Below are 23,459 nucleotides of genomic sequence, written 5' to 3'. Positions count from 1 at the left end.
TTAGAATTTTACGTTAATACCTAATAAGAATGTACTAGCACTAGGATATATACCTTGATCAATACCTCCGCCAATAGGAGCTCCTGTTCCAGCAGTTGGGTCATAACCGCGGTATTCAGTTAATGTAAACAGGTTGTTTGCTGATACATATAGCCTGAATTGATCGAAAATAGGGTTTTCATTATCACTTGAAAAAGTATACCCTAACTGTACATTTTGCAAGCGAACGAACGAACCATCCTCCACGTAAAAATCAGAAAACAAAGTATTTGGACTTGTACCAATAGTTTGCCTTGGTGCAGCATTGGTGGAACCAGATCCTGTCCATCTATCTAAATACCAAATAGGTTTATTTACCAATTGCTGATTACGCTCATAGTTACGCACAATCTCATTGCCTATAGAAGCAAAAGCATAAGCAGAAAAATCAAATTGTTTGTAGTCAAATGATATATTAAGTCCCATTGTGGCATCTGGAAGTGGATTGCCTAAATTTACCCTGTCATCTAGATCTATAACTCCATCGTTATTTTGATCAACAAATTTTAAGTCACCAGGTTGTGTTGCTATATCTGTTACAGCGGCATTGTTTACCTCATCCTGAGTTTGGAAAACCCCATCGGTTTTATATCCAATAAAATAACCTAAAGGAAAACCTGCTTCCATTCTAGAAATCTCGGGCTGCGATATACCAAAAGCACCGCCTTCAAGGAATTCTCCCTCTCCACTAACAGAGACAACTTCATTTTTAAGTCCAGTAATATTATAGTTTATGTTGAATTTAAATTCTTCACCTAAGGTATCTGAATAACCAATAGCAAATTCAAAACCTTTATTTTCTACAATTCCAGCATTTACAACAGGTGCAGCTCCTGTACCTAATAATCCAGAAACTTGAGGAGAAACCAATAAATCTTCTGTTCTTCTGTTAAAGTAGTCTGCTGTAATATTAACCTTATTGTTAAGTATACGCATGTCAACCCCAACATCTATCGTCTTTTGTTTTTCCCATTTAATTTGAGGATTTGCAATACCTCCAGTAGCTTTTCCAAAGACTTCATTTTCGGCATCATTTCCTCCAAAGAAATAAGTACCTTCACCTGTTAGAAGAGAGACAAATCGGTAATCACCAATTCTATCATTACCCAAAATACCATAAGAGGCTCTTAGCTTTAATAAGTCAAAGAAGTTACTATCACCCATAAATTCTTCATCTGAAATAACCCAACCCAAAGAGCCTGATGGGAAATACCCAAACTTATTGCCGGGACCAAATCTTGTAGAACCATCTCTACGAATTACAGCAGATAGTAAATATTTGCCTTTATAATCGTATTGTAATCTTGCAAAGTATGATAATAATCGGCCATCAAATTTTGGATTGCTCCCACGTTCTTCAAAAATATCTTCTTGATCTAAAGCTAAATCAACTCTTGCAGACGTTGGATTGTTATCACGAAAATCTCTACCTATGCGTCCAGAGAACACACCAGTAGTTTTAAAAACGGAAGTACCCAAAAGCACATTTAATTTATGGTCATCATTAAAGGTGTTTTCATATTTAATAAACCCGTCAAAAGTGTAATCTCTAAAGATATCAAACCCTTCAAAAACCTCGCTTGTAAATGTGTTAAATACTTTTCCTGTACCATAAAAATCTTCTGGATCATAACGATAAGTATCAACTTCCGAATAGTTGAATTGAATATTTGCTTCGGCTGTAAAATGATCTAAAAAATTATATGACAAACCGGCAAAACCATTAAGCTTCATCACTTTATTTCTATTAAAGGTATTTGCTATTTGTGCCAATGGATTAACCACTTCTGCTCCCAAACCGTTTGCTAACGTAAATTCATCGTTAGAATCTCTTACGGCTTTGGTAGGATCCATGTTTAGAGCATTAAATAAAACAGAACCTAAGGTGCTTTCAGGGAGATTATTCTTTTTGGTTCTTGTTAGCGTAAGACCTGATTTAAACTTGAAGTTGTCTAAAAAGTCCAGATTATAAGTAGCTGCATTGGTAAAACGAGAAAAGTTGGATTTTTTACCACCTACTATACCGTCTTGAGTTAAAAATGATGAACTGTATGAATAAGTAGACTTTTCGCCTCCACCTCTAAAGCTAATATTATGGTTAAATACAGGAGCAGATTCAAAGACCTCATCTTGCCAATCGGTTCCAATACCAAGACTTGATAAATCTGAAAAAGGAGGCGTACTACCAGCAGCAGCATAAGCTTCGTTAACAATAACTGCATATTCAGTAGCATTTAAAACTGGTATTTTGCGTGTAGTTTGTTGAAAACCACCCCAAGCGTTATACTCAATAGTGAGTGGCATAGCTTTTCTACCTGTTTTGGTTGTAATTAATATAACCCCATTTGCTGCCCTAACGCCATAAATACCTGCAGTTGCATCTTTTAGAATGTTGATACTCTGTATGTCACTCGGGTTAATAACACTTAGGTCTTCAACTACGTTTCCGTCTACCAGTATCAATGGTCGGCTATCACCATTTGTAGATACCCCTCTAATACTAATGGTAGAACCTGCACCAGGAGACCCAGAGTTGGTGGTTATATTTACACCAGCTACCTGACCTTGCAACGCTTGCTCAATTCTTGTTGGTTTAAGCTTCTCAATCGTTTCAGGTCCAACTACTGAAACGGCTCCAGTAATTTCCTTTTTTGTTTGAGTACCGTACCCAATTACTACTACTTCATCTAGTTTAGCAATGTCCTCTTCTAATTTTACGTTAAGTTGAGCATTACTTGAAACAATGACCTCTTGGGTAACGTAGCCAATGTAGCTAAATGTGAGTGTTGAACCTATTTCGACATTGGAAAGTGTAAAATTTCCATCAAAATCTGTTACGGTTCCTTTGGTTGAATTTTTAACAATTACGTTGACTCCGGGAATAGGGAATCCAGAATTGTCCTGAACGTTTCCACTTATCTCTATGGATTGCGCAGATGCGTGTACCATGAAGAGGAGTGTTAGAATCTTTAAGAACGTGTGTCTCATGTTAATTTAGTTTTTGTTTGATGTAAACTTAGCACGAAACATTGTTGTATTCATATTTTTTACCCCAACAAAAAACATACATGATAATAAAACACATATTTTTTTGTTAAACCTTTAATTTTACTACTGTTTTATGAAGACAAAGTAAACCCTTTAATTGAGTGAAATAAGCCAATGTTGTGGTCTTGTATGGGTGTTTTTTGTTGATGTAGGGGTCTTTAAATCTCTAAAATGTAATCAGAAAGGCTAGCTTCGTGTTCCAAATTCAATTTTTTACGCAACCTATAACGTTTAACTTCAACACTTCTAGGGGAGATATTTAATAAAGGCGCTATTTCTTTTGAGGATAGATTCAACCTTAAGTAGGTACACAACCTAAGATCATTTGTAGTTAATTCTGGATGCATTCCTTTAATCTTTTTTAGGAAATCCTTATCAGCATTATTAAACGCTTCTTCAAATAGGTTCCAATCATCAGTGTTATTTAAGTTTTTATCTATAATACTAATAACTTTCTTTATCTGGCTTGCTTCGTTTATGTTACTCAATTCTTTCTTTACACGCCCTAGAATTTCATTTTTTTTAATAATATTCATTGTAGATATTCCCAATTCTCTACTTTTGTTATCTATATCTTGCCTTAATTTTTCATTATTAAAGCGCATAAGTTGTTGTTTGTTTTCTAGTTCTTTTAGTTCTAACTCACGTGCTGTTTTTCGTATTAGGTTTTCTCTCTGTTTTCTGTAGTAACGTTTGTAAATATTATGGGTTGTGATAATTATAATGAGAGCGCCTATTATGTATACTAAAACCATAATATTAGTTAAATACCATGGTTTATCTATAGTAAACTTAAAGGTTTCGGTGTTCTTGGAAATTGTGTCACCTACTTTTGCCCTAACGTGGAAATGATATTCACCATGCGGTAAGTTTTTGAAAAATACATTTGATTTAAATGACCATGTACTCCAGTTGGGATAAAGTCCTGTGAGTTTATATTGGTATTCGGTATCTAAATATTTGTTATACTCAGGAACACTAAAGTTGAAAGTTATATTGTTAAGTTTATTCTTAAACTCTTTAGATTTAGATTTATCAACACGTTGAACAATATCATTTTCAATATCACTCACAATAACAGAATTGAGAGCTATTTTAAAAGATTTGTGTTTGATTTTATTTAAGTTTAGAATGATATAACCTTCTGAAGTTCCTATTAAATATCTTTGGTCATTAAGTGAAGAAATATTTTCAGACCCCGTTAAGCCATGGGGAATTAGTTCTGAAAAAGGAATGGTTGTTACAGTTGGCTTTGAACTCAGTTTACCTGATGAAATATAGCTTAGTTTTTTTCTTGAAAAGTTCCATAACATTTTATTTTGAGCATCTACAATTAACTTACCAGAAGTATATGTTTCTTTATTGTACAGATTACTCATAATAGAATCTTTAATAAATATTTCTTGCTTCTTGTCGTAGGCATATATACCGTCCTTGTATGCGTAGTAAATTTTGTCATTGAATTTTACTAAACTAGAGTTTAAACCTTGCTCTACAGATGTTTCCTCTTTGGTTTCAATTATTTTCGAAAAATCACTATTAGTTTTTAATTTAAATACTCCTTTATATTCATGACTAACAAAAATAGTGTTATCCAGTACTTCAAAGAATCTACTAGAAGTACTGAAACCCTGAATTTTATGTTTAAAACTCCAGATATCATCTTTCTTTTCTATAATACTCAGTCCATCATAGTTGCCTACTAATAATTGATTTGAGACATCAGGAATTGGAATTATGTTCCAAGCACCATTAATATCTATCTTATTTTTAATCTCTCCGTTTTCAATTATTAAAGCGCCTATGTTATGTCCACAGAACAAAGTGTTTTGATGACTTACCAATGACCACACGGGTCCTTCTGTACCTTCAATAAATTTGAATGGCACATTAGAGTCATTGATAGATTTATAAAATAAGCCTTGATTGGTTCCAAGATATAAGATGTTATTGTGATAAATGGAGGTATATGTAGTGCCTAACTTACCTTCTTTATCATGATACAACTCAAAAGGAGATTTTACATTGATACAATTTATGCCGTTTTCTAAGGCAAGCCATATATTGTTTTCAGAATCTTCAAATACATCATGAATAGTATTATTAAGTAAACCATTAGAGAAATTAATAGTATAATCAATTTCTCCATTTGGTGTTATATGTAAGATTCCGTTAGACCTTGTTCCAAGCATAAAGCTAGAGTCTTGAAGCCTTTTACTCCTATATACACTCACGTTAGACAATAGATTATTGGCTTTAATTTCCCACTTATTTAAACTATGGTCTTCAGAAAACAAATAAAAGCCATTATCTTCTGTTTGAACTAAAAGTTTATTGTTCAAGTTAAAGAGGTTTACCAAATAGTTTTCTTTAAAAATTTGGTGATTACTTACAAGTTGAGCTTTGCCTCCTTCTATTTTGAAAAGCCCTTCTTTGACTTTTTGGAAATAAACAACTTTTCCAACCTCAAACATTTTATAAATTACGGATTCAGAATCAATAATATTAAGGGATTGGGTTGTTTTATTATAGATGTAAATACGACTTAAAGATTGAAATAGGATCCAATTATCTAAGGCAATTATATTCCAGAATTCTTCATCTTCAAGAAAATTTACATTAAGTTTTTTTGATAAAGATGTATAGTTTAGGACGCCTGTCGTATTTTTTCCCCAATAGCCAAACTCTCTGTAACATCCAGTATAAACCAGATTATCAATAACTTTTACCGATCGTATTTTACCATTAGGAGATTCATGAAGTTGCCAAGTTTCGCCATCAAACTCCAATAATCCACTATTGTTAGCAACATAAATGTAGCCGTTTTCGGTTTGAGAAACCGACCAGTTTTGATTGTCAGCACCGTACATTTCTGGAGAATAACCCTGTATGGGAGGAAGTACTTGTGCTTGAATGGAAACACACACAAATAGAGTTAACGTAAACAGAAATTTTAAATAAACACCCATCTAAATTATAACTATACAGACTTGTTGTAGATACAATATACTACAAAATACTTAAAAATAGGTATTTACTTTTATTAAATAGAAATATTGTATGGGTGAAAATTGACTATTATTTTATAAGCTATATAAAGTAATTTGCTACTCAGAAATACAATTCTATTTAATACATCCATTGGATATAATAATTAGTTTTATTTCTTTATTTTGTATTGAATAAAGCTTCAAAGAAATTATGTTTGATGATATTTTAACAGCGATTCCTTTCGGAATTGTTCTAGCATTTACCATTGGCCCAGTGTTTTTTGTACTGTTAGAAACAGGTGCTACCAAAGGGTTTAGAAGCGCCCTGATTTTTGATTTAGGCGTTATTTTGGCAGATATCATCTTTATTCTAGTTGCTTTTTTTAGTACCAATAGACTGTTGGATAGGGTAAAGGGAGACCCAAATTTTTTAATTTTTGGAGGGGCTTTACTCATTGCTTATGGGATTATCTCATTTATAAAAACCTCAAAATCGTTTAGGGATATTGTTAGAGAATATCATGCTGTTGAATTTAAAAAAGGCTACGGCAGATTGTTTGTAAAGGGTTTTTTACTCAATTTCATTAATATAGGTGTGCTTATTGGTTGGGTTGTTTTTATAGCTTTAGCAAATACTTTAACAACCTCAGAGCATGGTGTTTTAGTTTTTTTGGGAACTATTCTAGCCACGTATTTATTGGTTGATATCGCTAAAATATTAGTAGCCAAAAGAATTAAGAATAAATTATCCCCACGCCTAATTTATAAAACCAAAAAAATAGTGGCTTTAGTTGTTCTAGGTTTTGGGGTGCTGCTATTGATTCAGGGATTGTTTCCTGAAGCTTATGAGAAGAATAAAGAAAAGTTGGAGCAGATAAGCCCTATAAAAGAAAAACTACCAGATTAATGGAAAATGTTTAACAAGCATTATTTTTGTTTGTTGAAGGAGTTTTATAAAAATATGGCTTACTAAATTTTTAAAAGAAAAAAGAGATACTTAGAAAAAGTATCTCTCTTGAGAGGCGTCAAGCGGATTCGAACCGCTGTACCAGGTTTTGCAGACCTGTGCCTAAGCCACTCGGCCATGACGCCCTTACCTTAGGTGCAAATGTAAAAAAATTTATAACTTTTTCTTATTTAAAACTGCTTTTTACGTCTGTCAGTCATTTTTATCGTTACACTCTCCACATCACCGCCAATAGGAGGGTTTGTTTTACTAACCCAAACCGTTGCTTTTTTTACCATGGTATCTTCAGAAAATATTCTATCTAAAATACGTTTTGCAACAGTTTCTAGAAGTTTTGATGGAATAGCCATTTCTTCTTTTATGATGCGATTTAAAAACACATAATCAACCGTATCCATAAGCTCATCAGACATTGCAGAGGTTATTAAATCTGCTTTTACCTCTAAATCAACCCTGTAATCACTACCTATTTTTGTTTCTTCTTTTAAGCACCCGTGGTAAGCGTAAACTTTTATGTTTTCAACTTTTATTGTTCCCATTATTGTTTCTAAAGTTATTGGGCTAAAATAGGTTGATTTTCCTTAATTTTGGGGCTTATTTAGTTGAAATACCTCAGAAAATGTCTGAAGAAAGAAAACCGCTTAATTTTATTGAGCAAATTATAGAAGAAGATTTAACCAATGGAATGCCTAAAAGTAGTTTGCGGTTCAGGTTTCCTCCAGAACCCAATGGTTATTTACATATTGGTCATACTAAAGCAATTGGGATTAGTTTTGGTTTGGGTGAAAAGTATAATGCTCCAGTAAACCTGAGGTTTGATGACACGAACCCCTCTAAAGAAGAACAAGAGTATGTAGACGCTATAAAGCGTGATGTAGCTTGGTTAGGTTATTCGTGGGACAAGGAATTGTATTCTTCAGATTATTTTCAGCAACTCTATGACTGGGCCATTCAAATGATTAAAGATGGAAAGGCCTATGTAGATTCACAGACAAGTGAAGCCATGGCAGAACAAAAGGGAACCCCTACTCAAGTTGGTACCAGTAGTCCCTATAGAGATAGAAGTATTGCTGAAAATCTTGATTTGTTCACACGAATGAAGAATGGAGAATTTGAGGCAGGAACACATGTATTGCGAGCCAAAATTGATATGGAAGACCCTAATATGTTAATGCGCGACCCTATTATGTATCGCATCATGTATGCCCATCACCACAGAACTGGAAATGATTGGTGTATTTACCCAATGTATGATTGGACACATGGTGAAAGCGACTACATTGAGCAGATTTCACATTCATTATGTTCTTTGGAATTTAAACCGCACAGAAAACTGTATAATTGGTTTAGGGACATTGTGTACGAATACAGTAAAGAGATCTTACCATTGCCTCCAAAACAACGCGAGTTTGCACGATTAAACTTAAGCTATACCATTATGAGTAAGCGCAAGTTATTACAACTTGTTAATGATGGCGTGGTTAATGGATGGGATGACCCCAGAATGCCAACTATTTCGGGTTTACGAAGAAGAGGCTATACACCAAATGCTTTACGAAAGTTTGTTGAAACTGTTGGGGTTGCTAAACGTGATAATGTTATAGATGTGTCTCTTTTAGAGTTTTGTATACGAGAGGATTTGAATAAAACAGCGCCAAGAGTCATGGCTGTTTTAGACCCTGTAAAATTGGTAATCACTAATTATCCAGAGGACAAGGTAGAATGGTTAGATGCTGAAAACAATCCTGAAGATGAATCGGCAGGTTATAGAAAAGTGCCATTTTCAAGAGAACTCTATATTGAAAAAGAAGATTTCAAAGAAGAAGCAAGTAGTAAGTTTTTTAGATTGAAATTAGGGGGTGAGGTTCGGTTAAAAAATGCCTACATTATCAAGGCTGAAAGTGTTGTAAAAGATACAGATGGCAATATCACCGAGATTCATTGCACATATTCTAAAGATACAGCAAGACGTGTTAAAGGAACCTTACATTGGGTGTCTATTGCCCATGCTCTTAAAGCTGAAGTTAGGGAATATGACAGACTCTTTATGGATGAATCTCCAGATGGACATCAGGATAAAGACTTCATGGAATTTATAAATCCAAATTCCTTGAAAACCTTAAAAGCATATGTAGAACCAAGTTTAGCTGAAGCTAAAGTAGGAGATAGGTTCCAGTTTCAACGCTTGGGATATTTTAATGTTGATGATGATTCAAATTCAGAACATTTAATATTCAATAAAACGGTTGGATTGCGAGATACTTGGGCTAAAAAGACTAGTACTGAGCACAGTTTAAATAAGCCTCAAGATAATATTAAAAATCAGCCAAAACCTCAGCAACAACGTAAACCAATTGATGTTATTAAACAATTAGGAAAGAAGTACACTAATTTGCCAGAGGCTAAACAACAAAAGGTTAAGGCTGAAATATTAGAACTTGCAAAAGATGTGACTTACGAAGACCTAGAACCGCTTTTTGATACTGCCGCTAAAAAGGTGGGAACACGCATTGCAACAGCACTAGCATTAGGTGTTTTGCTTAATAATGGTTTACAAAAAAACGAAACTATAAATAGCTTTATAGCAAAGGCTTTAGAAGATAAAAATGACCTTTTAGTGGCTGAGGTTCAGTCACTTTAATACTACATCATTTAACAAATAAAATATTCTATATTATATTTTTAGCTATATTTAATATCTAACTAAAAAAATATCATCATGGAATCAATGAATTTTCTAGCAATCCTTGCGGCTGCTATTTCTGCCCTTGTTGTAGGGTTTATTTGGTATAATCCAAAAGTATTTGGAACTGCTTGGATGAAAGCAGCAGACATGAGTGAAGAAAAGATAAAAGGCGCCAATATGGCTAAAATCTTTATTATGGCATTTATTTTTGCTATCCTACTTGCTATGTCAATAATGCCAATGGTTATTCACCAAATGGGAGCGTTTAGTTTAGCACAAGGAGAATTAGGAGTTCAACCTTCTTATGAGGCTTTTATGGCAGAGTATGCCAACGAGTTTAGAACTTTTAAACATGGGGCTTTTCATGGTGTACTTGCAGGTATTTTTGTTGCACTTCCAATTTTAGGTACGAATGCGTTATTTGAGCGAAAAAGCGCTAAATACATTCTCATTAACACGGGGTATTGGGTAGTAACTATGGCTGTTATGGGTGCAATTATTTGTGGATGGGTATAATATTTTTGTATTTTTAACATAAACAAAGACTGAGGTGATTAACTTCGGTCTTTTTCTTTACTATTGATAACATATAAAATATATCGAAATGTTTCTGAAATTCCATCGGAATGGGATGACTTACCAGTTAGGGACTTATTTTTAAAAACACCTTTTTTAAAAGCATTAGAGGTTTCATCACCCAATAACATTAACTCCTATTTTATTGGTGTCTTTGAATCTGAGACGTTGGTAGGTATTACCATTATTCAGCGGGTTCAAATGTATTTAGATGATGTTTTTAGACGTACTTCAAACAATTATTTAAAACAAATAGGCAAACAGTTAGTATCTAAATTTGTACGAGGTAATGCTTTAGTGGTTGGTAATTTGATGCATACAGGACAACACGGTATTTATTTTAATTCTGAAAAAATTCCTCAAGATGATTTCTTAGGAACAATTCAAAAAGTCATTACGGATTTAACCATTGAAATAAAACAAACCTTTAATAAAAACATTAGAATTATAGTTTTTAAGGATTATTTTGAAACAGATACTATTCATCAGAGTACCTCTTTTTTTGAGAAGCAGAATTTGTACAAAGTTCAGGTACAACCTAACATGCTATTTAATATTCTTGATACATGGAAAACGCCAAATAATTTCGTTTCAGACTTCAACAAAAAATATAGAAGACGATATAAAACAGCCAGAAAGAAAAGTACAGATTTAACTTGCAAAGCATTAGATGAATACTACTTAGAAAAACATTCTGATAAACTTTATGAACTTTATGAAAATGTGTCAGACAACGCCAGAGTTAATTCATTTAAACTAGCTAAGAATCATTTTCTAAGTTTAAAACAGCAACTTAAAGACAACTTTAAAGTTTATGGTTATTTTCTGGAAGATGAATTGGTTGGTTTTTATTCTTTGATACTTAATTACGACATTCTAGAAACCTATTTTTTAGGTTACAATAACGTACTTCAACAAAAGCATCAGATGTATTTAAATATGCTATTTAATATGGCTTTTTTTGGCATTGAGAATAATTTCAAAACCATTGTTTATGCAAGAACTGCCATGGAAATTAAAAGCTCTATTGGTGCCAAACCCAATACCATGTATGTGTACTTGAAGCACACTAATAATCTTATTGCCAATACGGTTATGAAATGTGTGGTTAAATACATGAACCCCATGCGAAAATGGGAGGAAAGACACCCGTTTAAGTAAAAAATTACTTTATATATTATATTTGTAACATTGGTTTAATCCATTAAATCCTTGAGGATATTAGCTTAAAATCTCACATATTATTAATTATAAATGGGCTGGTGTTTTTGGTAGCAATCGTGCTATCCATTACATTTTATAATCAGTTTTCAGAGGTACTAACAAATAGAATTCTCCAACAATTAAATTCTATAAAGACTTTAAAAAGACTTCAGGTAGAAAAGTTGATTAAAGCCGAATGGCAGAGTTTTAGGAGTTCATCAGATGATATGTTTCATGATGATTCTTTACAACTAAGCTTACCCAATAAAGTGTTAGAAACCGGCATCTATGATTTTACTAAATATGATTTAAATCGTGAATTCACCATTGGATTAGTTGATGCTAGTGATGGAGATTGTCGCGTAAGGACTATTCCTTATAAAAAAATAATGAACATTTTGTTGGAACGCACCGGAATGGGCGAGACAGGAGAGTCCTATCTGGTTGGAGAGGATTACAGAATGCGAACCCAGTCTCGATTCTTTAAAGATTCTACACCACATAACATTGTTGTAAAAACAGTAGGTGTAACCAATGCTTTAAATAATAAATTGGGTAAAGGATTATACAAAGATTACAGAAATATTGACGTTTATGGTGTTTATGGGCTAATTGCAGTAGAGAATCTTAAACTAGTAATTCTTTCAGAAATAGATAAGGATGAAGTAGAGGCACCATTAAAAAGCCTAAAAAAGAGACTCTTTGTATTAATGTTTTTAGTTATTGTAATTGTTATTTTAATTTCTCTGTTTTTAACTAGAATCATTATCAAACCTATTTTAAACATGAAAAACAGTTTAAAGGAAATGGCAGGGGGTAATTATAATGAAATTAGCAAGTTTGCTAAAAATTCCAATGAAATAAATGAAATGTTTGAAGCATTAGCTGATTTAAAAAAATCCCTTCAAGGTGCTGTAAATTTTTCGAAAGAGATAGGTAGTATGAACTTAAACACACAGTATACTCCTAAAAGTAAAAAGGATGTTTTAGGAAAGAGTTTACTTAAAATGAGAGACAAGCTTTTAGAGTTTAGAAATAATGAGCATATAAGCCGTATAAATAACAAACGACAATTGGTGGAAGGTTTAGAAAACGAAAGACAACGACTTTCTAGAGAACTCCACGACGGTTTGGGACCATTATTAACATCCTTAAAGTTTTACATAGATAACCATGTAGATGATAAAGATTTACGTTTAGAAATGGGAAAAATAATAGATAATACTATTTCTGAAATTAGAATTATGTCTAATGCCTTATCTCCTTCAATAATGGATGATTTTGGTGTAGGCGCTGCACTTACTAACTTTACAAGAGACATCAAAAAAGCCTCTGGAATCTCAATTATTTTCGAAGACCTTTTGAAACCAGCAAACAGTAATATTACTAAAAATCAAGAAATTCATATTTTTAGAATAACTCAAGAACTAGTTAATAATACCTTAAAACATGCCAAAGCCAAAAATATCAGAATTACATTGTCTGAGTTTGATGATTTTGTATCATTGTTTTATTTTGACGATGGACTGGGTTTTAATGAAGATCATGTATCCTTGGGTTCTGGCATCATTAACATAAAAGAACGAGTTGAAATTTGTAATGGAAAAATTCAAATGCAATCTAAACCAGGGAGTACTACTTTTGACATAGAATTACCCATATAGCATGAAAACAATTAAATTAGTAATAGCAGATGATCATGAGCTTTTTAGAAATGGTTTAAAAGAACTACTAAAAAGGCACGAGGATATTGAGGTTGTACAATGTGTTAGTGATGGAGAGGAGTTAATTAAGTTTGTTAAAACCCATCCAGATATAGACATTGTTCTTCTGGATATTACTATGCCCAACATGGATGGGTTTGAAGCCCTCAATAAACTCAAGAGTGTAAATACCAATGTTAAGCCTATCATCATTTCTATGCATGACGATGGAAATTATATAGCCAAATGTGCAAAAATGGGGGCTTTTAGTTATTTATTAAAAAATACTGATCAAGAGGAGCTTGTAAAAGTAGTTCGTATAGTTAGTGAAGATAAAAAGTATTTTTCTCCCAATATATCTGAGAAAATGATTGACTACATGTCTGAGAACACTGTTAGTGAAGACATACTTTCCAAAAAAGAAGCAGAGGTTTTACTGTTAATCTCAAAAGGAAACACAACTAAGGAAATTGCTGCAGAGCTTTATGTTAGCTCAAGAACTATAGAGACGCATCGGGCTAACATCTTAAAGAAACTTAACGTTAAAAACACTGCAGAACTTATCATTAAGGCTGTTAAAATGAAACTTATTAGCTAAAAATCCGTATTAATACGGATATAAATTAAGTGATTTCCATGAACCCTAAACAGGGTGTTGTCTGTTTATATTTGATTAACAATTAAAAATAACTGACTATGAGAACACTTATTTTCACACTAGCATTGGTTTTTATTTCTTTTGGGGTTTATGCACAAAAAAAGAACGACCTAAAAGGACCCGCATACAAAAATTATAAACCCTGGAAAGACAATAGTACACCTACGTTGGTTTATACAGCCGTAAAACAAGAGAAATTAACAGGTCCAGCGTACAAAAATAGAAAGGTTTGGAAAGACAATTCCAAAAAAGAATATGTTCAAATAGCTTTTAATTCAAAAAGAACTGAATTAAAGGGGCCAGCATACAAAAATTACAAACCCTGGAAAAGCAATTCTGATGAAAGTAAAACGGAAGTTGCTGTAGTCACTAAAAACGATTAGTGAAAACAACTTATAATAGTTGAAAAGACTACTTTTAACACGTGTTTAAAGTAGTCTTTTTAATTTATAATTGCTCGGTTGTCATTTCATCATCAGGGATGTTTAATTCGGTTTTAAAATCGGGTAAAATCATATCTGCTATAGCTGGATTTTTTAGTTGTTTAGCTTCTAAAAAGTATCAAATTTCCTTTTCAGGGTTGTAAATCCCCAACATATAACTTTTAGCTTTTATAAGCATATTGTTAATTTTCATTTGATTGAAACCTTCAATATAACAGCGGTATTCATCTTGCTCAAAAACAATATCAGACACGCTAATTATGTCTGCATTTTCAAATTCAAAACCCTCACTTTTCATTTTATCAAAAGTAGACTTTATAAATTCCATTCCAGTTTCATACCCGACCATTATTTCGATTATTGGTGGATAGGTATGTTTAAAAACTGTTTCAAAATCAAATTTAAGAGTGGCTTCCGAGGTGATTTTAGCATCTCGTAAGGCAGATGCCTTCAATTCTTCACTTGTTTGGGCAAAAGTAATCCCGCTAAACACTAGCAGGATTATAACAGTTTTGGTAAGTTTATTCATTGTCTTTTTTCTTAGCTTGCTTTTTCATGGCTTCACCAATTTGATTGCTAGCGGTGAAACTTGCTACCATGTTGTTAAGCATATCGCTTCCAGCTTGTGGAGAATTAGGTAATAGAATTAGATTGCTGTTGGTTTCTTCACCAATAGCTTGTAAAGTATCATAATGTTGTGTTACCACAATTAATGCAGAGGCTTCTTGTGAGTTAATACCAACTTTGTTGAGTACTTCTACAGACTCTTCTAATCCACGAGCAATTTCCCTACGTTGGTCTGCAATACCTTGCCCCTGCAGGCGCTTGCTTTCTGCTTCTGCTTTGGCTTTTTCAACAATTAAAATACGTTGTGCGTCTCCTTCAAACTGAGCAGCAATTTTTTCACGTTCAGCAGCATTAATGCGGTTCATGGCTTCCTTTACCTGGGAATCAGGATCAATATCAGTTACAAGCGTTTTTATAATATCATAACCATAATCTAACATGGCGTCTTGTAGTTCAGATTTAACAGCAATAGCTATATCGTCTTTTTTCACAAAAACATCATCAAGCTTCATTTTAGGCACTTCGGCTCGTACCACATCAAAAACATAACTGGTTATTTGATCGTGAGGATATTCTAATTTATAAAAAGCTTCATAAACTTTATCTCTAATAACCAAATACTGAACAGAGACTTTCAACTTCACAAATACATCGTCTAAAGTTTTGGTTTCAACAATAACATCTAGTTGTTGAATTTTTAAACTGACCTTTCCGGAAATTCTGTCAACTAAAGGAATTTTTAATTGAAGTCCAGAATGACGAATACTTTGAAAACGCCCAAAACGTTCAATAATGGCAGCCGTTTGTTGTTTTACAATAAAGAATGAAGAGATTAAAACTATTAATCCTAAAAAAATAATTGGATAAATTAAGTAAGAGCCCATAGTTATATATTAAATGGTTAAAAGAATGTGTTACTAATTTAAGTTATATTTGCGCAGACAACTTCAGATTCAATGAAAAAAAATCAATTTATATTATTAGTAGCTTTTGTACTATGTTTTGTTACAATTGGCTTTGCTCAACCAAGAAATTATAATATCACAAATGGTATAGGTGTTTTTGGTGGCATAACCAAATTTAGTATAGATACAGATAATTTTATTATTGAGCAAGGTGATGGTTTTTTATTTGGCATGTCTGCAACTGTAGATTTACCTCATAAGTGGTATGATATGAGTTATGGTATGCAACTTTCTGAGAATAACATTAAGATTTCAGCAAGGCCAGAAATGATTGTAGGACAGGAAGAGTTTATTGAATATAAAATGTTTGCGGCTCAACTGGCTTTGTTGGGGCATATTAAACTACTAGGTAGTTATTTAACGCTTGATGTAGGCCCTATGCTTCAATATAACGGGAAATTAGAGATTAAAAACGAAGACCAAAAGGCGTATTACATAAATAACTATACCAGTTTAAATGCAGAGGATATTTCATCTATTACCCGTTTTAACCTTAACGGATTGGTAGGGGCATCAGTTGGATATAAATTCATTAAGCTAAGAGCCCAATATATCTATGGTTTTACCAATATTTTTAAGAAACTTAATAGTCAGGGTTTAGATGCAACAGGAGGAGAATCAAACTTTAAAGGAAACCAGAACATGTTAGTTTTTGGGGCTATGATTTCGTTTTAAGACAGTCTCTAATTTCTGAATAGTCTAAAACAATTGTTCCTGTTTTTGAGTTAAAAGAATAGTTTTCAATTTTCTTATTACAGTTTAAAATTAGACTATCTTCTTCTAACACATCTTTTTTGATATAACCTAGAATTTGCCCCCAACAAGTAACCGGTTGAATGTTTTTTTGTTTTTCTTTAGGCAGTTTTATGTATTCAGAGGGATCAATATGTTTTAAAAGCGGAATAATTACTTTACCTAAATCTATAATTGAAGTTTTAAATTTGAAGTTCTCAATTTTGATTGCTAAATCAACGTATTGAAAGATTACATTACCTTTTTCAATACGCTTAGGAATATCCAATTGAAAGTTTCCATCAAAATCTGAAAAATTCAATATTTCTGTATTTTCTAAAGAAATACTAACTCCAGAATAATTAAATTCACCATCCCAAACGTTTCCTTTTAAAATTGTTTGACCATTTAAAAGGCATGACATTACCAAGAATAGAGTTAAAGCTAGTATATTTTTCATCTGAAAAATGTTTAATCAAAAACAAACTTAACGCTCTATTTAATGATTCACTAAATAAGAATTAGGGAATGAGAGAGTTTAATTAGTTAACGACAGTTTACAGAGATTTAATTACAGCTTGAATACGCTTCACGGTTTCAGGTTTACCAATCATAAACATAATATCAAATACATCTGGTCCTTGTAAAGCACCTACTAAAGCTAATCGTAATGGCATCATAACTTTTCCAAAACCTATTTCATTAGTAGTAATCCAGCCTTTAATATTTGTTTGAAGGCTTTCTACGGTAAAATCTTCCGTATCATTAATGAGCTGTATAACAGCGTTAAGAATCTCTTTTGTATCTTCTTTGAGTGCTTTTTTTGAAGCTTTTTCATCATAGCTTTTTGGAGCTTGAAAGAAGAAATAACTCAAATCCCAAAAATCTGAAACAAAGGTAGCACGTTCTTTAACTAAGCCAATAACTAACTCAATATAATTAACATCAATATCACTTAATTGTTCATACTGCTCTTTAAAGGCTTCGGCTAATTCACTTTCGGGTTGCTCTTGCATGTAATGGTGATTAAACCATTTAATTTTATCAGGATCAAAACGGGCTCCAGCTTTGTTCACACGGTTTAAATCAAAAACCTTAACAAGGTCTTCTAAACTAAAAATTTCTTGTTCTGTTCCTGGGTTCCAGCCTAAAAAGGTAAGAAAGTTTACCACGGCCTCTGGGAAATACCCATCTTCTTTATAACCTCTTGATATGTCGTGTGTTTTTGGGTCCTCCCACTGTAAAGGGAATACCGGGAAGCCTAATTTATCTCCATCACGCTTGCTTAGTTTTCCTTTGCCTGTAGGTTTTAAAATTAAAGGTAAGTGGGCAAATTCTGGTGTTTCCCAACCCAAAGCTTGGTATAATTGATAATGTAAGGCTAAAGAAGGCAACCACTCTTCACCACGTATTACATGAGTGATTTTCATGAGATGATCATCTACAATGTTAGCTAAGTGATAGGTTGGCATTCCATCACTTTTAAATAGTACTTTATCATCTAAAATGTTGGTATCAATTTTAATATCACCACGAATAATATCTTTTAAATGAAGTTTTTCATTTTGAGGCGCCTTAAATCTAATAACATAATCTTCTCCTGCTTCTATTTTTGCTTTGACTTCTTCGTTAGAAAGCGATAGAGAATTACTCAACTTTAATCGGTTATGCCAATTGTAGATAAACGTTTTCCCTTTAGCTTCGTGGTCTTTTCTGTGAAAATCTAGTTGTTCTGCCGTATCAAATGCGTAGTAAGCATGACCACTTTCAATAAGTTGTTGTGCATATTGTTTATATATGCTTTTGCGTTCACTTTGTCTGTAAGACCCATATTTTTCGTTTTTTCCAGGACCTTCGTCAAAAGGTATTCCACACCAATTCAAGGCCTCAATAATGTACTTTTCAGCACCTTCAACATAACGGTTTTGATCGGTATCTTCTATTCTTAAAATAAAATCACCACCATGTTTTTTGGCAAATAGATAGTTAAAAAGTGCCGTACGAACACCTCCAATATGTAATGGTCCGGTAGGGCTTGGTGCAAAACGCACACGAACGTTTTTGGTCATTATTAATTAATTTGACTGCAAAGATAAAAGGATATTTAGGATAGTTAACTAAAAGATTAGATTAAAAGTTATGATATACCCCTAAAGTAAGGGCTGGTGACTTTGCAACATTTCTACCAAAAAAAGCGCCACCAAATCCAGCGTTAATGCCATATTTTTCACCAAGCGCTCCAATTATTTTAAGTCCGAAAGCACCATACTCTTGGTTGTTTATATAAAGTGCGGTTTGCAAATTGTTTGGAGGTATTTCCACCGAACCATCTTTAAAAGATTTTAGAATATCAACAAAAGCTATGAGAGTTAATTTTTTTAGAGGTTTAGTTCCAACTTCACCACCTAATTTAAAATTAGTACTATAGCCGTTTGTTCTAATGTTTAGTCCGGTATATACCTGGGTGTAATATTTTTTAAAACTTCTGCCAAAGTTAATAGTTGGTGTAAAAGACCAGGCGTTAAATCCTGTCCTTATCCCAGAGGAATTATCAAAAGCACTCGTATTTGCTTCCAGATTTATTTCTGTAGAGATTATCCATTTTTTATTTGAAAGAAGATGTTTTATACTAATATCAATATTACCAAGTCTTGTGATAGACTTGGAACTTGTCATGGATGCTGAATTGTTAGCCAAACTTCCAGCTTCTATTAGCTTTACAGGTAAGTTAACCATAATTGTAATATTGTCTGTTATTCCGTATTCGCCATAAATCTGAAATGTATTATCTGTTAGGTTACGCTCAGTTTGGTAATCGGGATTCCCAAATATTTGGTTGTAATCGTTTATTGTTGTAAAAGCTAGTTGGGTATATATTTCACCCTTTTTTTTAGTCCATGCACTTTGAGCAAAAATGGAAGTGCATACCAAGGCAATAATTAGTGACAAATAATATTTCATTTTAAGATGTTTGGAATGTTAGTTGTGGCTTTTAATATTAGCTTACAAAAGGTTTAACAAACATTAAAGGTTTTGGTTTAGTGATTTATACTATTTTTATAAAATCATATGGATAGTTTCAGGAAAATACAGGATAAGCTAGAAGGTTTTATAAAGCGATATTACACCAATGAATTGCTTAAAGGTGTTATTTTGTTCTTTGCCATAGGCTTATTGTATCTATTGTTTACCTTATTTATTGAGTACGCTTTATGGTTGGGTACTAAAGCTAGAACAGTTTTATTTTGGTTATTTATTGCTGTAGAATTAGCACTTTTGATAAAGTTTATAATTACACCTATTGCAAAATTATTTAAACTGAAAACCGGCATTAATTACAAGGATGCCTCAAAAATAATTGGCAATCATTTTCCTGAAGTGAACGATAAATTGTTGAATGTTCTTCAGCTGAATGAAAACCACACCCAATCGGAATTATTATTGGCTAGTATTGAACAGAAATCACTTGAATTAAAGCCCATTCCATTTAAATTGGCCATCAATTTCAAACAAAACGTAAAGTATTTAAAGTATGCTGCAATCCCTGTTTTAATACTATTAATTACTTTTTTAACCGATAATTTAAATTGGTTTAGTAACAGTTATAAGAGAGTAGTTCATTATAAAACTGAGTATGAACCACCAGCACCTTTTCAGTTTTTTGTGGTAAATGACAAGTTACAAACTATAGAAAATAAGGATTATAAACTGGTAGTTAGAACAGTAGGGGATTTAATTCCAGAGAGTGTTCAAATTGAGTATAATAATGAAGTTTACTTTTTGCACAATACTGGAGTTGGAGTGTTTGAACATACTTTTACCCAACCTAAAGCCCCAATAGATTTTGTGTTATCTGCAAATAATGTCACATCTAAAACCTATGCTTTGGAGATTATTGAAGCGCCATCGCTGTTGGGTTTTGAGATGTATTTAGATTATCCTAAATATACAAAAAAGAAAGACGAAAGCTTAAAGAGTACGGGTAACGCTATAGTACCTGAAGGTACTTCTATTACCTGGAAATTTGAAACCAAGTCAACTGACTTTGTAAATCTTTATGCAGAAGATACGCTCAAACTAAGCGCCTCTAATAAGGGTGTTTTTGAAGCGTCTAAGCGCGTATTGAAGAATTTAGATTACCGTGTAAGTACTAGCAACAAAAATTTGATAAATTATGAGAATTTATCTTTTAGAATAGATGTAGTTAAAGACCAATTTCCAGATTTGAACATCAAAATGCAAATGGATACCCTTGATTTGCAAACATTGTATTTCTTTGGTCAAGCAACAGATGATTATGGTTTTCATAAATTACAATTGGTTTATTATCCATCTAACGATGAAGAAGCTAAACAAACAGAAAATATTCCTATTGGTAACTCAAATGTTTCAGAATTTATAAGTGCTTTTCCTAATAACTTAGAAATTCAAGATGGTATTTCCTATAATTTATATTTTCAAGTATTTGATAATGATGTTGTTAACAAATATAAAAGTGTAAAAAGTAGTATTTATACCTACAGAAAGCGAACCAAAGAGGAGGAGGTTCAAAAACAATTAAGTGACCAGAGTAAAACCATCAAGGATTTGAACAAATCTTTTAAGAAGTTTGAAGAACAGGAAAAAACACTTGAGGAGTTATCGAGAACACAAAAGGAAAAATCAAGTTTAAATTTCAACGATAAAAAGAAATTAGAGTCATTTTTAAAGCGTCAGAAACAACAGGACCAGATGATGAAAAATTTCAATGAAAAATTCAAAGAAAATTTAGAACAATTTCAAGATGAAATTATTCAAGATGAATTTAAAGAAGATTTAAAAGAGCGTTTAAAGGATAATGAGGAACAGCTTGAAAAAGATGAAAAACTACTTGAAGAATTAGAAAAACTAAAAGATAAAATTAGTAAAGAAGAGTTGGTTGATAAGCTAGAGGAGCTTGCAAAACAAAATAAAAATAAAAAGCGAAGTTTAGAACAACTTTTAGAGTTAACGAAACGCTTTTATGTAGAAAAGAAACTTCAGCAGTTAGCTGATGATTTAAATAAATTATCTGAAGAACAAGATAAGCTTTCACAGGAAAACAATAAAAATAATACTCCCGAAAATCAAGAAAAACTAAACAAAGAATTTGAAGATTTCACAAAAGAGCTTGAAGATTTAAAAAAGGACAATAAAGCTTTAAAAAAACCTATGGAGATTCCTCAGGATAAGCTAGAAGAAAATGAAATAAAAAAAGAACAACAGCAAGCCACAGATGATTTAAAAAAGAGCGAACAGGAAGAAATTAATCAAAATAAGGAAGGACCAAACGACGATGGCAAGCAAAATCAAGAACAACAAAGTCAGAGTAAGCAGAACGCCCAAAAGAGACAAAAAAATGCCGCCAAGAAAATGAAACAAATGGCTAAAAGTATGCAAAGTTCTATGAACGCCTCAGGAGGTGAACAACTGCAGGAAGATATGGAAATGTTGCGTCAAATTCTTGATAATTTGGTGCTGTATTCTTTTGATCAAGAAGATCTTATGGATAACTTTAAACGAGTGGATATAAACCATAGTAAATTTGCTAGTTATCTCAAAAAGCAGCAAACTTTAAAGGAACATTTTGAGCATATAGATGATAGTTTGTTTGCACTTTCATTACGTCAGCCAAAGCTTTCAGAAACGGTTAACAAGGAGATATCAGAGGTTTATTTTAATATAGATAAAGCCATGGGTTTGTTAACAGAAAACCAACTTTATCAGGGTGTAGGTGCGCAACAGTTTGCCGTAACAGCAGCCAATAATTTAGCCGATTTTTTAAGTGATATATTAGATAATATGCAAGAAAGTTTGAGTATGTCTCCAGGTAAGGGTCAAGGCGATATGCAATTGCCAGACATCATTATGAGTCAAGAAGAATTGCAAAAGATGTTAGAGGAAGGCATGAAAAAATCTAAAGAAGGCAAAGAACAAAATGAAGGTGAGAGAAATAAAGGTGATAAGGGTAAAGAAAAGCCAAGCGAGGGAAAAAGTAAGAACGGAGAAGGCGAAGGTAATAGCGAAGAATTAAACGGATTGTTATTTGAAATATATCAGCAGCAGCAGCAACTTCGTGGAGCTTTAAAAGATAAAATAGCCAAAGATGGACTAGGTAATAATGCCAATAGTTTGGTTAGAAAAATGGAGGATATTGAATTGGAATTATTAAATAAAGGATTTACAAATAGTGCACTAAATAAAATGCTGGAACTTAAACATCAGTTATTAAAATTAGAAAATGCGACACATGAACAAGGTGAGGATGAGAAAAGAGAATCTAAAACCAACCAAGACCAGTTTAAAAATAACCCCAATAATGTAATTCCTAAAGCAAAACAATATTTTAATACTATTGAAATATTAGATAAACAAGCGCTACCTTTGCAGCAAATTTACAGAAAGAAAGTACAAGAATATTTCAGGACGAGTGATGATTAATTTTAATTATGAAACTGAGTTTCTAATTCAAAATGAACGTAGAATTTCAGATTGGATTCTAGAGACTATTCATGAAGAAGGGTTTAAAATTGAAGAAGTAAATTATATATTTTGTGATGATGATTATTTACACAAATTAAACCTAGAGTTTCTTAATCACGATACATTAACGGACATTATTAGCTTTGATTATTCAGTAGGAAAAATTATACAAGGTGATATTTTTATTTCAATTGAAAGAGTAGAAGACAACGCAAGGGATTTCAATGTGTCTTTTGATGATGAAATCCATCGAGTAATTATTCATGGTATACTTCATTATTGTGGATACAAAGACAAGTCTGATATTGAAGCTACAATGATGCGTGATAAAGAGAACTACTACTTAACAAAGCTTATATGAAATGAAAAGTTCAGTGTATA

General features: G+C 32.6%; 18 protein-coding genes and 1 tRNA gene. 10 read left to right on the top strand and 9 right to left on the bottom strand.

Annotation, left to right across the window (positions count from 1 at the left end; translation table 11 throughout):
• The gene (locus DFQ02_RS07380) at positions 1–3,027 is read right to left on the bottom strand and encodes a SusC/RagA family TonB-linked outer membrane protein (RefSeq protein WP_181896373.1); all 3,027 of its coding nucleotides are present in this window, start codon (positions 3,025–3,027) and stop codon (positions 1–3) included.
• A gap of 218 nt (positions 3,028–3,245) precedes the next feature.
• A complete protein-coding gene (locus DFQ02_RS07375; RefSeq protein WP_116523771.1) occupies positions 3,246–6,056 on the bottom strand; it encodes a triple tyrosine motif-containing protein in 2,811 nt (936 codons plus the stop codon).
• A gap of 232 nt (positions 6,057–6,288) precedes the next feature.
• On the opposite strand from DFQ02_RS07375, the gene DFQ02_RS07370 reads away from it, so the two are divergent.
• Positions 6,289–6,984, top strand: coding sequence for a LysE family translocator (locus tag DFQ02_RS07370; RefSeq protein WP_116523770.1), 696 nt, complete (start codon positions 6,289–6,291; stop codon positions 6,982–6,984).
• Between the two features lie 113 nt (positions 6,985–7,097).
• On the opposite strand, the gene DFQ02_RS07365 is transcribed toward DFQ02_RS07370, so the two are convergent.
• A tRNA-Cys gene (locus DFQ02_RS07365) sits at positions 7,098–7,169 on the bottom strand.
• A gap of 45 nt (positions 7,170–7,214) precedes the next feature.
• On the bottom strand, positions 7,215–7,583 hold the full coding sequence (gene folB / locus DFQ02_RS07360) for a dihydroneopterin aldolase (protein WP_116523769.1): 369 nt from the start codon (positions 7,581–7,583) through the stop codon (positions 7,215–7,217).
• Between the two features lie 80 nt (positions 7,584–7,663).
• Between folB and DFQ02_RS07355 the strand changes: the two genes are divergently transcribed.
• The 6 genes from DFQ02_RS07355 to DFQ02_RS07330 all read left to right on the top strand — a co-directional run bounded on the left by DFQ02_RS07355 (position 7,664) and on the right by DFQ02_RS07330 (position 14,253).
• Positions 7,664–9,685 carry a glutamine--tRNA ligase/YqeY domain fusion protein gene (locus DFQ02_RS07355; RefSeq protein WP_116523768.1) on the top strand — a complete coding sequence of 674 codons (2,022 nt, stop codon included), beginning with the start codon at positions 7,664–7,666 and terminating at the stop codon, positions 9,683–9,685.
• Positions 9,686–9,763: 78 nt separating this feature from the next.
• Positions 9,764–10,246 carry a DUF1761 domain-containing protein gene (locus DFQ02_RS07350; protein ID WP_116523767.1) on the top strand — a complete coding sequence of 161 codons (483 nt, stop codon included), beginning with the start codon at positions 9,764–9,766 and terminating at the stop codon, positions 10,244–10,246.
• Between the two features lie 63 nt (positions 10,247–10,309).
• A complete protein-coding gene (locus DFQ02_RS07345; protein ID WP_116523766.1) occupies positions 10,310–11,467 on the top strand; it encodes a GNAT family N-acetyltransferase in 1,158 nt (385 codons plus the stop codon).
• 107 nt (positions 11,468–11,574) lie between these two features.
• Positions 11,575–13,173 (top strand): sensor histidine kinase, encoded by a 1,599-nt coding sequence (locus DFQ02_RS07340; RefSeq protein ID WP_181896372.1) that lies wholly within the window; start codon positions 11,575–11,577, stop codon positions 13,171–13,173.
• Between the two features lies 1 nt (position 13,174).
• Entirely contained in the window at positions 13,175–13,810 is a 636-nt protein-coding gene (locus DFQ02_RS07335) for a response regulator (RefSeq protein ID WP_116523764.1), read from the top strand.
• Between the two features lie 98 nt (positions 13,811–13,908).
• Entirely contained in the window at positions 13,909–14,253 is a 345-nt protein-coding gene (locus DFQ02_RS07330; RefSeq protein WP_116523763.1) for a hypothetical protein, read from the top strand.
• Between the two features lie 178 nt (positions 14,254–14,431).
• Here the strand turns inward: DFQ02_RS07330 and DFQ02_RS07325 are convergent, their stop codons facing one another.
• Both DFQ02_RS07325 and DFQ02_RS07320 read right to left on the bottom strand, forming a co-directional pair.
• Positions 14,432–14,842, bottom strand: coding sequence for a hypothetical protein (locus DFQ02_RS07325; protein ID WP_116523762.1), 411 nt, complete (start codon positions 14,840–14,842; stop codon positions 14,432–14,434).
• Entirely contained in the window at positions 14,835–15,764 is a 930-nt protein-coding gene (locus DFQ02_RS07320; protein ID WP_116523761.1) for an SPFH domain-containing protein, read from the bottom strand. The genes DFQ02_RS07325 and DFQ02_RS07320 overlap by 8 nt, the downstream gene beginning before the upstream one ends.
• A 72-nt stretch (positions 15,765–15,836) precedes the next feature.
• Between DFQ02_RS07320 and DFQ02_RS07315 the strand changes: the two genes are divergently transcribed.
• A complete protein-coding gene (locus tag DFQ02_RS07315; RefSeq protein ID WP_116523760.1) occupies positions 15,837–16,520 on the top strand; it encodes a hypothetical protein in 684 nt (227 codons plus the stop codon).
• Here the strand turns inward: DFQ02_RS07315 and DFQ02_RS07310 are convergent.
• The 3 genes from DFQ02_RS07310 to DFQ02_RS07300 all read right to left on the bottom strand — a co-directional run bounded on the left by DFQ02_RS07310 (position 16,504) and on the right by DFQ02_RS07300 (position 19,538).
• Positions 16,504–17,037 carry a hypothetical protein gene (locus DFQ02_RS07310; protein ID WP_116523759.1) on the bottom strand — a complete coding sequence of 178 codons (534 nt, stop codon included), beginning with the start codon at positions 17,035–17,037 and terminating at the stop codon, positions 16,504–16,506. The genes DFQ02_RS07315 and DFQ02_RS07310 overlap by 17 nt on opposite strands.
• Before the next feature lie 97 nt (positions 17,038–17,134).
• Positions 17,135–18,646 (bottom strand): glutamate--tRNA ligase, encoded by a 1,512-nt coding sequence (gltX, locus tag DFQ02_RS07305; protein ID WP_116523758.1) that lies wholly within the window; start codon positions 18,644–18,646, stop codon positions 17,135–17,137.
• A 61-nt stretch (positions 18,647–18,707) separates the two neighbouring features.
• On the bottom strand, positions 18,708–19,538 hold the full coding sequence (locus tag DFQ02_RS07300) for a hypothetical protein (protein WP_116523757.1): 831 nt from the start codon (positions 19,536–19,538) through the stop codon (positions 18,708–18,710).
• A gap of 108 nt (positions 19,539–19,646) precedes the next feature.
• On the opposite strand from DFQ02_RS07300, the gene DFQ02_RS07295 reads away from it, so the two are divergent.
• Positions 19,647–23,036 (top strand): DUF4175 family protein, encoded by a 3,390-nt coding sequence (locus DFQ02_RS07295; protein WP_116523756.1) that lies wholly within the window; start codon positions 19,647–19,649, stop codon positions 23,034–23,036.
• Entirely contained in the window at positions 23,029–23,439 is a 411-nt protein-coding gene (gene ybeY / locus DFQ02_RS07290; protein WP_116523755.1) for an rRNA maturation RNase YbeY, read from the top strand. Before DFQ02_RS07295 ends, ybeY begins: the two co-directional genes overlap by 8 nt.
• Positions 23,440–23,459: the final 20 nt, after the last annotated feature.

This window comes from Seonamhaeicola aphaedonensis (assembly GCF_003386195.1).
Classification (GTDB): Bacteria; Bacteroidota; Bacteroidia; order Flavobacteriales; family Flavobacteriaceae; genus Seonamhaeicola; species Seonamhaeicola aphaedonensis.
This window is presented reverse-complemented; position numbering and strand designations above follow the sequence as displayed.